General features: G+C 67.6%; 12 protein-coding genes. 6 read left to right on the top strand and 6 right to left on the bottom strand.

What is annotated here, in order from left to right:
* Nucleotides 1–25: 25 nt before the first annotated feature.
* Entirely contained in the window at nt 26–412 is a 387-nt protein-coding gene (locus LH407_RS08610; protein WP_322134398.1) for a hypothetical protein, read from the bottom strand.
* Nucleotides 406–933 (bottom strand): hypothetical protein, encoded by a 528-nt coding sequence (locus LH407_RS08605; RefSeq protein WP_322134399.1) that lies wholly within the window; start codon nt 931–933, stop codon nt 406–408. Before LH407_RS08605 ends, LH407_RS08610 begins: the two co-directional genes overlap by 7 nt.
* A gap of 317 nt (nt 934–1250) precedes the next feature.
* Between LH407_RS08605 and LH407_RS08600 the strand changes: the two genes are divergently transcribed.
* Entirely contained in the window at nt 1251–1955 is a 705-nt protein-coding gene (locus LH407_RS08600; protein WP_322134400.1) for an alpha/beta fold hydrolase, read from the top strand.
* A gap of 57 nt (nt 1956–2012) precedes the next feature.
* On the opposite strand, the gene LH407_RS08595 is transcribed toward LH407_RS08600, so the two are convergent.
* On the bottom strand, nt 2013–3401 hold the full coding sequence (locus LH407_RS08595) for an HNH endonuclease signature motif containing protein (RefSeq protein WP_322134401.1): 1389 nt from the start codon (nt 3399–3401) through the stop codon (nt 2013–2015).
* Nucleotides 3402–3516: 115 nt separating this feature from the next.
* On the opposite strand from LH407_RS08595, the gene LH407_RS08590 reads away from it, so the two are divergent.
* The 5 genes from LH407_RS08590 (at nt 3517) to LH407_RS08570 (ending at nt 8939) form a co-directional block, all read left to right on the top strand.
* Nucleotides 3517–4443, top strand: a complete 927-nt coding sequence (locus tag LH407_RS08590; protein ID WP_322134402.1) for a metalloregulator ArsR/SmtB family transcription factor — start codon at nt 3517–3519, stop codon at nt 4441–4443.
* A 116-nt stretch (nt 4444–4559) separates the two neighbouring features.
* Entirely contained in the window at nt 4560–4907 is a 348-nt protein-coding gene (locus LH407_RS08585) for an arsenate reductase ArsC (RefSeq protein WP_407650655.1), read from the top strand.
* 85 nt (nt 4908–4992) lie between these two features.
* The gene (gene nhaA, locus LH407_RS08580; protein ID WP_322134404.1) at nt 4993–6294 is read left to right on the top strand and encodes a Na+/H+ antiporter NhaA; all 1302 of its coding nucleotides are present in this window, start codon (nt 4993–4995) and stop codon (nt 6292–6294) included.
* A 129-nt stretch (nt 6295–6423) separates the two neighbouring features.
* Nucleotides 6424–7326, top strand: coding sequence for an ABC transporter ATP-binding protein (locus LH407_RS08575; RefSeq protein ID WP_322134405.1), 903 nt, complete (start codon nt 6424–6426; stop codon nt 7324–7326).
* On the top strand, nt 7323–8939 hold the full coding sequence (locus LH407_RS08570; protein ID WP_322134406.1) for an ABC transporter permease: 1617 nt from the start codon (nt 7323–7325) through the stop codon (nt 8937–8939). The genes LH407_RS08575 and LH407_RS08570 overlap by 4 nt, the downstream gene beginning before the upstream one ends.
* A gap of 198 nt (nt 8940–9137) precedes the next feature.
* Here LH407_RS08570 and treZ read toward each other — a convergent pair whose 3' ends face one another.
* The 3 genes from treZ to glgX are packed head-to-tail and all read right to left on the bottom strand — an operon-like array spanning nt 9138 to nt 15264.
* Nucleotides 9138–10880 carry a malto-oligosyltrehalose trehalohydrolase gene (treZ, locus tag LH407_RS08565; protein ID WP_322134407.1) on the bottom strand — a complete coding sequence of 581 codons (1743 nt, stop codon included), beginning with the start codon at nt 10878–10880 and terminating at the stop codon, nt 9138–9140.
* Entirely contained in the window at nt 10877–13171 is a 2295-nt protein-coding gene (gene treY / locus LH407_RS08560; protein WP_322134408.1) for a malto-oligosyltrehalose synthase, read from the bottom strand. Before treY ends, treZ begins: the two co-directional genes overlap by 4 nt.
* On the bottom strand, nt 13168–15264 hold the full coding sequence (gene glgX, locus LH407_RS08555; RefSeq protein ID WP_322134409.1) for a glycogen debranching protein GlgX: 2097 nt from the start codon (nt 15262–15264) through the stop codon (nt 13168–13170). The genes treY and glgX overlap by 4 nt, the downstream gene beginning before the upstream one ends.
* Nucleotides 15265–15326: the final 62 nt, after the last annotated feature.

Below are 15326 nucleotides of genomic sequence, written 5' to 3'. Positions count from 1 at the left end.
TCAGCGTACGGCGTGCCGACGACGGTCAGTGCGCGGGGATCTCCAGAGGGAACGGGGCGCTATCGCCCGCGGCGGCCGCCGACGCGTAGCTGACCGTCAACTCGTATCGTCCGGCGAGGAGCGGCTGGATGTGCTCCTCCACGTCGCCGCACTCGGTTCGCCCGTCGATCACGGAGGCCTCCGATGTGAGGCGGGTGGCTGCGCCGTTGTCGGCCCAGAAGGTGAACCGGCACCGGCCGCCGTCCTCGACGATGCCCTCCACGTAGGCGCTCGCGCGGAGGTACTCGTCGGAGTCCACCCCGGCGGTGATGACAACCGGGGTCACGTCTCGTGGGGCCGCGTCATCCGCCGTCGGCGCACAGCCTGCGAGCACGACGGCCGCGGCGAGAGCGACCGCGAGCTTCTTCACCACGCCTCCGGTGGCGCCTGAACAACCGGCACCGGGTTGTACGCCCAATGGGCTCCGTTGTTGTACATGCCACTCGCCCAGCCCGAGTACCAGATCGCGTTCTCCGTGACCTGGGTCGGCGAATCGGCGCGGAACGCCTCGACGATGCCCGAGTACTTCGGCAGAGTATTGAGCGCTTCGGCCGCGTTCTCGGCCGCGATCACGAGGTTGTCGTAGCTGCCGAGTCCCCCGCCCCCGCCGGAACCCCACCCGTTATTGAGGGGGTTGTTGCGGTTCCACCAACTGTCGACGTAGTTCTCTTGACGCATCCATCGGGTGAAGACCGTCACGTTGTTCTCGGTGATGGGAAACCCACCGAGCAGCAGCACGAGCTTCGCCCAGTCGTAGTTGGTGCCGCCCGCGACGAGGGTGTCGACGCCCGGTGTTGCGGCGTACGAATCCCGCGTGATGGTGGTGGATGCGACGTTCGAGCCCACCGCGAGGGACTGCGCGTTCTCGTCGATGTACCAACTGAGCTCCTGCACGTCGCTCGGTTGGGGCGGCGGAGCGACTGCTGTGACCGCAGCGAACGCGAAGGCGATGATCGCCGCGCCGAGGGCGAGGGCCGCGCGCGCAGGGCGACGGGCCCCGGGGGGTTCGGGGCTGGGATCGGGAAGATCGCGAGAGAAAAGTCATCGTGAAGCGAGCCTGGTCGCGGACTAGGAGTCGTCACCGCTGGAGCCAGCGTATCCGCACATCGCGCACGCCAGTGTGCGCCGCGAGCCTGAGAATCGCCTCAGTCGGCGATTGACTCGCCCCCGCAACGAGGAGCACGCTGGAGGCTACGGAGTGAGGAGCCTTCATGAGCCCGGATGCCCCCCTGCACGTCACCAACGTTGTACTCGTTCACGGCGCCTACGCCGACGGGTCATCGTGGGCCGATGTGATCGCAATCCTGCAGGCCAACGGTCTGCGCGTTACGGCGGTGCAGAACCCCCTGACCTCTCTCGCAGACGATGCGGCGGCGACGAGACGGGCGCTCGACCTTCAGGACGGACCCGCCGTGCTGGCCGGACACTCCTGGGGTGGCACCGTCATCTCCGAGGCGGGGGATCATCCGGCCGTGTCCGCGCTCGTCTACGTCGCGGCGCGAGCGCCAGAAGCGGGCGAAGACTATGGTGCCCTCGCTGCGCGGTTCCCAGCTGCACCCGCATCCGCTGGACTCCAACACCACGGCGGGTTCGCGCAGCTTTCGGAGGACGCGTTTCTCGAGAGCTTCGCCAACGGCGTTGACGCTGGGCGCGCGCGTGTGCTCTACGCAGCGCAGGGGCCGATCGCGGACACCCTCTTCGGTGAGCGCACGACCGTCGCCGCGTGGCGCGACAAACCGACGTACTACTCGGTGTCGCGCGAGGACCGCACGACGTCGCCCGAGCTCGAGCGGTTCCTCGCTAAGAGGATGGGCGCAACCACCATCGAAGTGGACGCCGGGCACCTCGCGATGATCACGCACGCACCCGAAATCGCGGAGCTCATCATGACCGCGGCCGGTCGCGTGACCTCTTAGCCGAAGCGACCGTTCACCTAGGTACTGCTATCGAGCCCACCCTCGGCCGCCCGGCGTCTAGGCAGCGGAGTGTCTCGTTCGCGTTCGATTCGGTGGGCGACACGTCCACTCGGGGATGCCAGGCCCTCGCACCTGGGGAACGCCTTTGCTGATCCGGTACTTCCACGGGCCGGTATCGACGATTCGATGGTGCCAATAGCAGAGGAGGATCGCGTTGTCGGCGTGGGTGGCACCACCCGCGCGGTAGGGAACGACGTGGTGCATCTGAAGCGCCGTGCGGGGCGCCGTGCATCCGGGGACAAAGCACCGGTACCCGTCGCGGGCGGCGACCGCGAGGCGGTGGGAGAACGGGAAGCAGCGCTGCTGCGAGCTGACGCTCACGATCCGCCCATGATCGAGGGTCACGACGCGGTACCCGGCGGAATCCATATAGCGGAGCACCTCCGCGCGCGACACGGGCAGATCGGGTCCGGCCATCGTGCCGATGGGGTCACCGTCTCGAGTTTCGATCTCAGGGGCATTCAGATCTTTCGCGTCCACCGTCACGATGACTGTGACGGGGCTGCCATTCAGTGTCGGAGCGTCTTGGGCCTCGGATCCGGCGATAACGAGCGCAGCGAGCGAGTCGTGCATCCGCTGACCGGGAGTGCGGTCGTCGATTGCGGTGCCGACTGTGCTCGCGTCGATCTCCTCGTCGCTCGTGAAGCGGGGCGAGCGACGGGATGCCTCGTCGAAGGCACGGATCTGCTCCGCGATCTCGGGCATCAGGTAGCCGCCCACCGGGCAGCCTCCGTCGGAGGTGACCCGACCTATGTGCAGCTTGCGCATCCGCAGGGCTCTCTCCTCGCGCGGCCGAGCGCCGTCAGGGTCGATTGCGGAGATGATCTGGCGGAGTTCGATGGTGAGATAGTCGACCGAAACCGGCGGCAGGAGCGTTGCGGTCTCCACATCGACACCCGTGGCAAGCGCGACCATGACCTCTTCGGCGGCGGCCTGCTGGGCCTTGTCGACGCGACGAGCGACGTCGTCGAGTTCTCGAACGATGACCATCGCCGCGTCGACTCCAACCTGGCCCAACGTGATCGCCTGTGCGAGGACGGGACGCTTCGCCTCCAGCTCGGCGCCGACCATACTGCGATCGCGCCGGATCGCGGCCGCGACCCTCACCCGGGAGCGTGCTGCGCTCGTGGAGATGCGTGCTGTCGTGGCCACCGCATCCGTCGGTGAGGCGAAACCGAGGTCACCAGCCAGATCGGAGTTCTCGGCGACGGAGGCAATCGCCGAGATACGCGCGGCGTCGACGAGGCGACCGACGGACTCGACCTCGGCGATCGCCGCGAGCACGTCATCCGGATGGCTTGCCGCAGCGGCAGCCATCAGTTCGGAGGCCACAGCACGCGCACGCTCGGCCACGTCCGTGAGAGCGGCGAGAGCGGTGGTGGTCATAGCCAATTCTACCGCACATTAGAACTGATGTTCGATTAAGCCGAGAGTCTTCACCCCGCATTTCACCCCGACGCGCAGTCAGATTGCGACACGATCGACGCATAGGCTCTTGTCTATGGGTGACTCAAGGCTCCTCCTCGACCGCGCCTCTGCCGAGGCGTCGGCGCGCACGCTCCGGGCGATCGCCGATCCGACCCGCCTCCAACTATTGCGCCTCATCCTCGACACCGAAGGGGGCCGTCGCCCGGTCACCGAGCTCGCCAACACGCTCGGTCTCACCCAGCCCACGGTCAGCCATCACCTCAGCACCATGGCCGAGAGCGGGGTGGTCGAGCGCCACCAGCAGGGAAGAGTTGCCTGGTATTCGATCGTGCCGGAGCGCCTTGCGGAGGTGTTCGAAGCGACACGGGCGAACCGACCGGGACCGGCCGTCGACACATCCGTGCTCGACAAAATCGCTCGCGATCTGGGCGAGAGATTCCGCGGAACGTTCTCGCCCGAGACGATCAGACGCTACGTCGATGAGAGCCATACGCTGCTGGCCGAGCGCCTCGGGGGCGCACGACTCCTGCCGTCGCTGACCGCAGACTTCGCGGGCGACCGCCTCCGCGCACTTGCCGAAGCGGACGGCATCACCACGGATGCCACGCCCGACATCTTGTTCGTGTGTGTGCAGAACGCCGGCCGATCCCAACTGGCCTCCGCGATCCTCCGTTCCCTGGCCGGAGACCGCGTGCGGGTGCTCACGGCGGGGTCGCAACCGGCCGGGAGCATCAACCCGCTCATCGTGGCGGCTCTCGACGAGATCGGTGTCCCGGTCGGCGGCGAGTACCCAAAACCGCTCACCGACGAGGTGGTGCGCGCCGCCGACTACGTGATCACGATGGGCTGCGGCGATGCGTGCCCCATTTACCCGGGCCGCACCTACCTCGATTGGAACCTGCCGGACCCTGCAGCCATGACCATGGACGGCGTGCGCGAGGTGCGCGATGAGATCGACCGCAGGGTGCGTGGGCTTCTCGCCGAGTTGAACTCGGAGTGAATTCATCCGTCGCACGCGCCAATGCATAGATACTCGTCTATGCTTTTGATGTGACCGAATCGACCGACAAACCCGTTGTCCTCTTCGTCTGCATCCACAACGCTGGCCGCTCGCAGATGGCCGCTGGCTACCTGCGCGAACTCTCTGGCGGGGCCGTCGAGGTGCGCTCCGGCGGGTCCGAGCCCGGCGATCAGATCAACCCCATCGCCGTGCAGGCCATGGCGGAAGAGGGCATCGACATCTCGCAGGCCGTACCGCAGCTCATGACGACCGAGCAGGTACGGGCATCCGACGTCGTCATCACCATGGGATGCGGAGACGTCTGCCCCATCTTCCCCGGCAAGCGGTACGAGGACTGGGATCTCGTCGACCCCGCGGGCAAAGGCATCGAGGACGTGCGCCCCATCCGCGACGACATCAAGCGGCGAGTGCAAGCCCTGCTGGGAGAACTCACACCCCGGTAGAATGGATGCTCGGTGCGCCGGGAAGTCTGGTCGGCGGGTTGGTCTCCACGACGACTCCTACCGTCAACGCACCCCGAAAGCACTCATGACCGCTGAGCAGGACTTCACCCCACCGCAGCAGGCCCCGCACTCCATCTGGCGTGGTGTACATCAGACCCTCCAGAGCGACACCATCGGTGGCGCACTTCTTCTCGGCGCGACCGTGCTCGCGCTCATCCTCGCCAACACGCCCCTCGCACCCTTCTACGACTCGGTTCGCGACTTCCGTTTCGGCCCTGAGGCGCTCCACCTGAACCTCACGGTGGGTCAATGGGCGGCGGACGGTCTGCTCGCGATCTTCTTCTTCGTCGTGGGTCTCGAACTCAAGGAGGAGTTTGTCGTCGGCAAACTCCGCAACCCGCGAACTGCACTTCTGCCCATCGCGGCGGCGGTCGGCGGTGTCATCGTTCCGGCGATCATCTACATGATCGTGAACCTCAACGCCGGCCCCGCTGCTCTCCAAGGGTGGGCGATTCCCGCCGCCACGGACATCGCCTTCGCCGTCGCCGTTATCGCCGTCGTCGGGCGGTTCCTTCCCACGGCGCTCCGCACGTTCCTGCTCACCCTCGCGGTGGTTGACGACCTGCTCGCGATTTCGATCATCGCGATCTTCTACACCAACGACCTCGAGGTTGTGCCCCTGCTGCTCGCGATCGTGCCGCTCGCACTCTTCGCGGTGGCCGTGCGCTTCGGCATCCGTCACATCTGGGTGCTTCTCCCCCTCGCCTTCGCGACGTGGGCACTCGTTCATGCGGCAGGTATCCACGCGACCGTCGCGGGAGTGCTCCTCGGGTTTGTCGTGCCGGTTGTCGCCACGAAGAGAGCACGTGTGCAGGTCGGCACCGACTCGGAGGGCAAGCCCATCTACGACGGACTCGCCGCCCACTTCGCCGACCGCTGGGGTTCCATCTCGACCGGTTTCGCCGTCCCCGTGTTCGCGTTTTTTGCTGCCGGCGTCACCGTCGGTGGCCTGTCGGGTCTCGCCGAGTCGTTCCAGGACACGATCGCGCTCGGGATCATCGCGGGTCTCGTACTCGGCAAGGCGATCGGCATCACGGGCACCACCTTCCTGGTGACGAGACTGCCGGGACTGCGGCTGGACCCCACGGTGAAATGGCCGGACATCATCGGCATGTCCTTCGTCGCCGGAATCGGGTTCACCGTCTCCCTCCTCATCGGCGAGCTCTCGTTCGGCGTCGGCAGCGAGTCCGACAACCACGTGAAGGTCGGTGTGCTCACGGGCTCCTTCCTCGCGGCGCTCATCGGCGCGGCGATCCTCGGTGTACGCAACCGGCGCTACAAAAACATCGCGCTCCCCGTGCACGTGCCGGATGTCGGCGCGAAATAGTCTCACGCACGATCACCTAGAGGCGTAGACTCTCCGTCGGAGAGCCGGGAAGCCTGGTCGGCCCGCGAAACGCGGAGCGCCCCGGCGACCGCCGTGGGTGCTGTTGTGCGACCACGGAAGGACCGTGCAATGTCCCCTGCACACACACCCGTCATCGATGTGACGGACCTCACCAAAACGTTCGGACGGGCATCCGCCCTCGACGGGCTGAATCTCAAGCTTGACGAGGGCGAGATCCACGGATTCCTCGGCCCCAACGGCGCCGGAAAGTCCACCACGATCCGCATCATCCTCGGGCTCATCAAAGCCACGAGCGGCACGGCGCGAGTGCTCGGGCGCGACCCCTGGGCCGAACCCGTCGCGACCCACCGTGACATCGCCTATGTGCCGGGCGACGTGAGCCTGTGGCCGAACCTCACCGGAGGCGAGGCGATTGACCTGCTCACGAGCCTGCGCGGCGGCGCGGACCCTGACCGTCGCGAACGTCTCATTCGCGAGTTCGAGTTCGACCCACGCAAGCGCGCACGCACGTACTCGAAGGGCAACCGTCAGAAGGTCGCCCTCATCGCGGCATTCGCCCGGCCGGCGAAGCTCTACATCCTCGACGAACCCAGCTCCGGCCTCGACCCGGTCATGGAGTCGGTGTTTCAGCAGCAAGTGCGACGGGCTCGCGACGAAGGCTCGACGGTTCTCCTCTCGAGCCACATCCTGAGCGAGGTCGAGCAGTTGTGCGACCGCGTCACGATCATCCGTTCCGGCGTTGCGGTGGAGAGCGGCACCCTCGCCGAACTGCGGCACCTCAGCCGCACGACGTTCCGGGTGCCGGGGCTCGCCGCCGACGCGCTCACGGGGGTAGCGGGCATCCACGACCTCCGCGCTACCGGTGACACCCTCGAATTCGAGACGGATGACGCGGCCATCCCCGCAGTGCTCGCTGCACTCTCAGCCCTTGGCGCCGCCGCACTCACGGTCGAGCCGGCGTCCCTCGAGTCCCTTTTCCTCCGCCACTACAGCGACGGGGTGGCCCGATGAGCGCGTTCCTCCGGATCCTGGCGGCTCAGGCCCGGCGAGACCGCTGGGTTCTCACAATCTGGATCCTCGGCATTGCCGCGCTCGGGCTCGCTGCCGCGAACGCGATTTCGAGCGAATTCGCCGAAGAGGCCGAGCGCGCCGCGATCGTGGCGGTGGCCGCGGCAAACCCCGCGTTTCTTTTTCTGCGCGGACTCCCGGACGGGACATCGGTCGGCGTTGTCGCGTTTTTCCAAGCGTTCTCGTTCACCGCGGTACTCGCGGGACTCATGAGCACGTTCCTCGTGGCACGTCATACTCGTGCCGACGAGGAGCAGGGTCGCGGCGAGTTAGTCCAATCGACCCCGGTCAGGAGAGCGAGCCCACTACTGGCCACGGTGGCGCTCGGCGTGATCGCGAACGTGGTGCTCGCCGCACTCGTGGCCGCAGGTTACGCGGCATCCGGTCTGCCCATCGAGGGGTCGGTCATGACGGGTCTCGCCACGGGCTCCACCGGCCTGGTGTTTGTGGGGGTCGGCGCTCTCGTGGCGCAGGCCGCGCCCACGGGTCGCGCCACAAACGGGATCGCCGCCGCGGCTGTCGGTGTTGCTTACCTCGTTCGGGGTGTCGGTGACGCGCTGGGAACCCCGAGCGACGACCTCACACGTGTGGTGCCGAGCGCGCTGTCGTGGGCGTCGCCCATCGGGTGGGCGCAGGCCACCCGACCGTTCGCCGAGCCCACGCCCCTCCCCTTGGCCCTGTCGTTGGCGACCTTTGCGCTCCTCACCCTCGCGGCGGTGCTCGTGCGCGCCCGAAGGGACCTCGGTTCGAGCATCCTGCCCGAAAGTGCGGGCCGCGCGTCCGCGGGATTCGGTGGACGCAGCGTTCTCGGGCTGGCGTGGCGACTGCAGCACGGGACGCTCCTCGGTTGGAGCATCGGCGCGGCCGTCCTGGGCGCGATCGCGGGGGCCCTCGCACCCGTCGTGGCCGATGCGGTGGCGGGCAACGACTCCCTCGCGCAGCTCATCGCGAGCCTCTCGCCCGGCACGGAGGCCGATACGGCCGCGGTATTCACGACCGCGATCCTCGGGATGACGGGGGTGCTCGCGGCGGCGTCCGGTGTTCAGGCCGTGCTGCGTCTGAGGTCGGAAGAGCAGGAGGGTCGCGCCGAGCTGCTGCTGAGCACGCCGACATCACGGTGGGTGTGGGCGGGGAGCACGATGTTCATCGCCGCGATCTCCGTGTTTGCGGTCTGCCTGGTCGGCGGTGTTGCCACGGGTGCCCTGCTCGTGGCGAGTGGTAACCCTGAGGCTCTCGGCGAGTACGCGGCCGCAGGGCTGGCGCACGCCCCGGCGGCGCTCGTGTTTGTTGCGCTCACCGGACTCGTGTTTGCCGCCCTGCCCCGGCTCACCGTCGCCGTCGGCTGGTCGATTCTTGTGGTCGGGCTTGTGCTCGGTCAGTTCGGTGAGCTGCTCGACCTGCCGGAGTGGGCACAGGACATCAGCCCGTTCCGGCACAGCTCGGCGGTGCCCGTGGAGGCGTTCGATGCAGGGGCCGCCGCAGCGCTCGTCGCGATCGCGGTGGGCGGGGTCATCCTGGCCCTCGCGGTGTTGCGCCGTCGCAGTCTCGTGACCTGAGTGGGGCGCCCCGTCGTCCGCCCAAGTCACTCTTTTCCGGAGCATCCGAAATCACACCCGCGAGAACCCGCGGAAGTTGGTGTGGCTGGAGTGACTCAACCCCGAAAGCTCCGGAAAAGTGCGCGATGAAAGTGCGCGATAGCAGGGCGGGCGGGGTGCCCTAACGCGCGCGTGACTACGGGCGCGGGGTGCGCGCGACTACGGGCGCGGGGTGCGCGTGATCACCGCGGCCGAGCGGGGCGCGAGGGCGAGGGATGCTCCGGCGGAGACGTTCCCGGTGGCGAGCAGCACCTCGGCCGCAACCAGCGGGAGTTCCCGCTCCTCGCTGGCGACGTTCACCGCCACCGCCAACTGGCCGCGCTCGAACCACAGCCAACCGGCGTCCTCGTCTACCTCGACACGCGACAGGAACGCCGGATCGGAGAGCTCGGTGTGCGCGTGCCGCAGGCGCGCGAGGTCGCGGTACAGGTCCAGCAGGCGCGCGTGAGCGGGGGCATCCCGCTCGCTCCAGTTGAGCTTCGACCGGGTGAACGTTTCCGGATCCTGCGGGTCGGGCACCGTGGCCGGGTCCCACCCCATTTTCGAGAACTCGGCGAGGCGCCCCTCTGCGGTGGCGCGGCCAAGCTCCGGTTCCGGATGCGACGTGAAGAACTGCCACGGCGTCGACGCTCCCCACTCTTGACCCATAAACAGCATGGGGGTGAATGGGGTCATGAGCGCGAGCACCGCCTCCAGCCGGAGGGATGCTTCGTCGAGGTACTGCGACGGGCGGTCGCCCGCCGCGCGGTTGCCGATCTGGTCGTGGTCCTGGGTGAAGGTCACGAGTCGCCAGCTCGGCACCGCGGCCGTGTCGATGGGCGCTCCGTGTTCGCGCTCGCGGAAGGACGAGTACGTGCCGTCGTGGAAGAACCCGCCGCGCAGCACTTTGGCGAGCGCGCCGAGCGATGCGAAGTCCTCGTAGTAGCCGAAGGTCTCGCCCGTGACGGCGACGTGGGCCGCGTGGTGGTAGTCGTCGTCCCATTGCGCCGTGATGCCGTAGCCGCCGAGCCCCCGCGGGGTGACCATGATGGGGTCGTTGAGGTCGGATTCGGCAATGAGGGTGATGGGGCGACCGAGTTCGAGGGCGAGGGCATCCGTCGCAGCGGACAGGTCGGCGAGCAGGTGCGGTTCGCCCGTGTCGACGAAGGCGTGGACGGCGTCGAGGCGGAGGGCGTCGACGTGGAAGTCGCGCAGCCACTGCAGTGCGTTGTCGAGGATGTACTTGCGCACCTCGGCCGAACCTTCGCCGTCGAGGTTGACGGTGTCCCCCCACGTGTTGGCGCCCGAGCCCAAGTATGGGCCGAAGTTCGGCAGGTAGTTGCCGCTCGGCCCCAAGTGGTTGTAGACAACGTCTTGCACCACGGCGAGTCCGCGCGCGTGGCACGCGTCGACGAACCGCTGGTAGGCGGCGGGGCCGCCATAGGTTTCTTGCACGGCGAACCAGAGCACACCGTCGTAGCCCCAGTTGTGTGTTCCGTTGAAGCTGTTGACCGGCAGCACCTCGACGAAGGTCACACCGAGGTCGACGAGGTGGTCGAGGCGTTCGATCGCCGAGTCGAGCGTGCCCTCCGGCGTGAACGTGCCGATGTGGAGCTCGTAGATGATGCCGCCGCGCAACTCGCGGCCAGCCCACGCGGCATCCTGCCACGAGTAATCCGCGAGATCGACGGTGCGGGAGAGCCCGTGCACGCCGTTCGGTTGGCGCAGCGAGCGCGGATCGGGCAGTGGGGTTTCAGCACCGTCCACGATGTACCCGTAGTCGAGGCCCGCTTGCCACGCGGTTTCGCGCTCCGGCTCCCACCAGGAGTCGTCGCGTCGACGCATCGGCACGCGCTCGCCACCGAGCACAAGTTGCATGCTCTCGGCGTTCGGCGCCCACACCGTGAAGTCGCGCTCGCTCATGTCACCGCCAGCAGGGCGACGGGGTAGCGCTCGAGCACGGATGCCACGGCCAGCTCCCCTCCGAGGTGCACCTCACCCGTCAGCACGTCGACCATCTCCCTCTGAGGTAGCAGCACGGTGGTGTCCCCCCAGCCACCCGCAGCGTTCAACCCCACGGGGAGTCGCGTTGCGAGGGTCACCGCGCCCCCTCGGTCGAACGCGACGAGGTGTTCGGCACGGTCGCCAACGACGGCGAGCGGCGCGTACCGCGTGAACAGCTCCGGCCGGTCGCGCCGCAGCCGGAGCGCGCGGGAGGTGACGAGGAGTTTGGCGTGCCCGTTCTCGTCGATGGGCGGAAGCGCGCCCGCATCGAGGTCGGCGAGCGCGGCCCGACGGAGGTCGAAGTCGACGGGCCGACGGTTGTCGGGGTCGACGAGGGAGGTCTCCCAGAACTCGCTGCCCTGGTACACGTCGGGCACTCCGGGTGCCGTCAGTTGGATGAGTTTGGCGGAGAGCGAGTTGCTCCAGCCGGGCGCCGAGATCTCGCGCACGAGGCCTTCGACGATGGGCCGGGCATCCCCGTCCACCGCCGCGTCGACGAGGGCTGCGAGTTTCGCCTCGAACTCCTCGTTGGGTGCCGTCCACGTGGTCGACACCCCGGCCTCGCGTGAGGCCTTCACGGCGTAGTCGAGCAGGCGGTCGCGCGAGGCCGGCCAGGCGCCGACGATCGACTCCCAGAGGAGGTTCTCGAGGGGTCCGTCGCCGAGCGGGGCGATCTCGCGCAACGAGTCGAGTGTCTCGCGCCACCGGCCCGGCATCTCGGAGAGCACGTCAATTCGCGCGCGGACGTCCTCGCCACGTTTGGTGTCGTGTGTTGTGAGGGTGGTCAGCGACGCCGGGAACACCGCCTGCCGGCGCTCTTGGCGAGAGTGGAACTCGTCGAGGTCGATGGAGAACTCGGCGGGGTCACCGCCCACCTCGGTGAGGGAGGCGAGTCTCGAGTAGCGGTAGAACGCGGTGTCCTCGACACCCTTGGCCATCACCATGCCGGTCGTCTGCTGGAGACGCTGGGCGGCGGGGTGGGACGGATCGCGCAGCACGGCCGCGAGCTCGCCGAGTGTCTCGCGCAGGTCTGGCCTGCGCACGTCCGCTTCGATGAAGGCCGCGTCGAGGTGCTCGAGGCCATACGGCAGGTAGCTGCGATAGACGGGGAAGCACGCTGCGAGTTCGGCGATCGCGTCATCCGCTCGCTCGATGCCGGGAACAAGTCGCGCGATCCGCAGGATCTCGGAGCGCAGGATGCCGTCCGCGATGCCGCGACGCGTGTCATGGATCAGGTCGTGCCACGAGGGTGGCGCTGGCTCGTCGTGAAGTGCGGCCTCCAGCCGATCGAGGCGCACGCGGCCGCGCGGGTCGACGAGCACCCGGTCGATGTCGGAGAGCGCGTCGTAGCCCGTTGTTCCTGCGGCCTGCCAGTGCGGCGGGAGCTGCTCATCGCCCTCGAGAATCTTTTCGACGAGCACGTACGGCGACCCGGCTGCGCGAGCGAGGTCGTCGAGGTAGGCACCGGGGTCGAGGAGGCCATCGGGGTGGTCGACGCGGAGTCCGTCAACAAGTCCCTCGCGCAACCACCGCACGATCTCGGCGTGCGATTCCTCGAACACCCACGGGATCTCGACGCGGATCGCGGCCAGCGAGTTGACGGCGAAAAAGCGCCGGTAGTTGAGTTCGCTGTCCGCTCGGCGCCAGTCCACGAGCTCGTAGTGCTGGCGTTCGTGAACGGCGACGGGGTCGTCGCCCGCCGTACCCGGCGCGAGGGGAAACCGCGTGCCGAAGTAGTCGAGTTCCCCGTCGATGATGCGGAGATCTTCGAGAGGCGTCCGGGCCTCGGATGACGCATCCCCGAGGATCGGAATCCGGATGCGGCCCCGACCAAAGTCCCAGTCCACGTCGAAGGCTTCGGCGTAGCGCGAGCGCCGCCCGTAGGTCAGTAGGTCCCACCACCAGGAGTTCTCGTGGGGCACCGCGACCCCGACGTGATTGGGAACGATGTCGACGAGCACACCCATACCGTGCTCGTGCGCGGTCGCGCCGAGTGCGGCAAGGCCGTCGGCACCACCCCGCGACGGGTCGACGCGCGAATGGTCGACGACGTCGTAGCCGTGATCCGACCCGGCGCTCGCCTCGAGCAGCGGGGACAGATAGATCCAGTCGGCGCCGAGCTCGCGAAGGTAGTCGGCGAGCGCCGCCGCGTCGTAGAGGTCGAAGCCAGCACGAATCTGCAGACGATAGGTGGAGTACGGGATGCTCATGCCGCCACCAGAACGAGAAGCGATCGGGACATCACACTGAGCGTCTCGCCAGCACGGAGTTCCGCAGGTGCGGCACCCGACGTGTCGACGGCGACCGACCAGCGCCCTCCATACTCCTCGCCGGGCAGCGTGAAGTCGACGTCGACCTCGGCCGCGTTGAACAGGAGGAGAACGTTGTCATCCGTGATGCGGCGACCACGGGCATCCCGGCCTCGAATGCCCTGACCGTTGAGGAACGCGGTCGCCGCCTTGACGAAGTCGGCGTCCCAGTCCTCCTCCGACATCGCGTTGCCGTCGGGAGCGAGCCACTCGATGTCGGGAAGGGGCTCCCCGACACCACGCGTGACCGGGCGCCCGTTGAAGAAACGGATCCGCCGGAACGTGGGGTGCTCGTCGCGTAGTGCCGCGACGGCCGCCGTGAACTCGATGAGCCCCTGGTCGGCGTCGTCCCAGTGGATCCACGTGAGCTCGGAGTCCTGCGCGTAGGTGTTGTTGTTGCCGAGCTGGGTGCGACCCAGTTCGTCGCCGTGCGCGATCATCGGAACGCCCTGCGACAGGAGCAGCGTCGCGAGGAAGTTGCGCTGCTGGCGGGCACGGATGGCGAGTACGGTCGCGTCATCCGTCTCACCCTCGACGCCGCCATTCCATGAACGGTTGTGCGATTCGCCGTCCTGAGAGTCCTCGCCGTTGGCCTCGTTGTGCTTCTCGTTGTACGACACGAGGTCGCGCAGGGTGAAACCGTCGTGAGCGGTGACGAAGTTGATGGATGCCACGGGCCGGCGCCCCTCACCCTCGTAGAGGTCCGCCGAACCGCTCAGGCGCTCCGCGAACTCGCCGATCGTGGACGGCTCGCCGCGCCAGAAGTCGCGGACGGTGTCGCGGTACTTGCCGTTCCACTCCGTCCATTGCGGCGGAAAGTTGCCGACCTGGTACCCGCCCGGCCCGACATCCCACGGTTCGGCGATGAGCTTGACCTGGGAGACGATCGGATCCTGCTGCACCAGCTCGAAGAAGGTCGCGAGCCGGTCGACCTCGTAGAACTCGCGTGCGAGGGTGGCCGCGAGGTCGAAGCGGAAACCGTCGACGTGCATCTCGGTCACCCAGTAGCGCAGCGAATCCATGATGAGCTGCAGCGAATGCGGGTGGCGCACGTTCAACGAGTTGCCGGTGCCCGTGTAGTCCATGTAGAACTGCGGGTCATCCTCGACGAGTCGGTAGTAGGCGGCATTGTCGATGCCGCGGAACGACAGCGTCGGCCCGAGGTGGTTGCCCTCCGCTGTGTGGTTGTAGACGACGTCGAGGATGACCTCGATACCCGCCTCGTGGAGTGCACGCACCATCGACTTGAACTCGTCGACCTGCTCGCCGCGGTCGCCGCCCGACGCGTAGCCGGCGTGCGGGGCGAAGAACCCGATGGTGTTGTAGCCCCAGTAGTTGGAGAGTCCCTTGTCTTGAAGCGTCGAGTCGTTGACGAACTGGTGCACGGGCATGAGTTCGATCGCCGTGACGCCGATCCTTTTAAGGTGGTTGATCACCGACGGATGCGCGACGGCACTGTAGGTGCCGCGCTGATGCTCGGGCACGTCCGGGTGGAGTTGGGTGAGCCCCTTGACGTGAGCTTCGTAGATGACCGTGCGGTTGTAGGGGATGCGCGGCCGCTCGTCGCCCGACCAGTCGAAGTCGCTGTCCACCACGACACCCAGCATCATGTGCGACGCGGAGTCCTCGTCGTTGCGGGAGTCCGGGTCGCCGAACGTATAGCCGAAGAGGGACTGGTCCCAGTCGATGTCACCGCTCGTCGCCTTCGCGTACGGGTCGAGTAGGAGTTTGTTGGGGTTAGCCCGCTGACCCTGCGCGGGGTCGTAGGGGCCGTGGACGCGGTATCCGTAGCGCTGACCCGCCCCGATGCCGGGGACAAAGGCGTGCCAGATGTACGCGTCGACCTCGACGAGCGGAACCCGCGTCTCGGTGCCGTCCTCGTCGAAGAGGCAGAGTTCGATCTTCTCGGCGACTTCGCTGAAGATCGCGAAGTTGGTGCCGTCGTGACGAAGGGTCGCGCCCAGCGGAAAGGGTGATCCGGGCCAGGTTTCCACACTTCTCCTTGCTCGTGGTGTGATCCAGAGCATAGGTGCGCGCGGCGGCCCGCCGGGGGGCT

Source organism: Antiquaquibacter oligotrophicus (assembly GCF_020535405.1).
Classification (GTDB): domain Bacteria; phylum Actinomycetota; class Actinomycetes; order Actinomycetales; family Microbacteriaceae; genus Rhodoglobus; species Rhodoglobus oligotrophicus.
The sequence above is the reverse complement of the archived record's forward strand: the minus strand, read 5'-3'. Positions and strand labels throughout refer to the sequence as shown.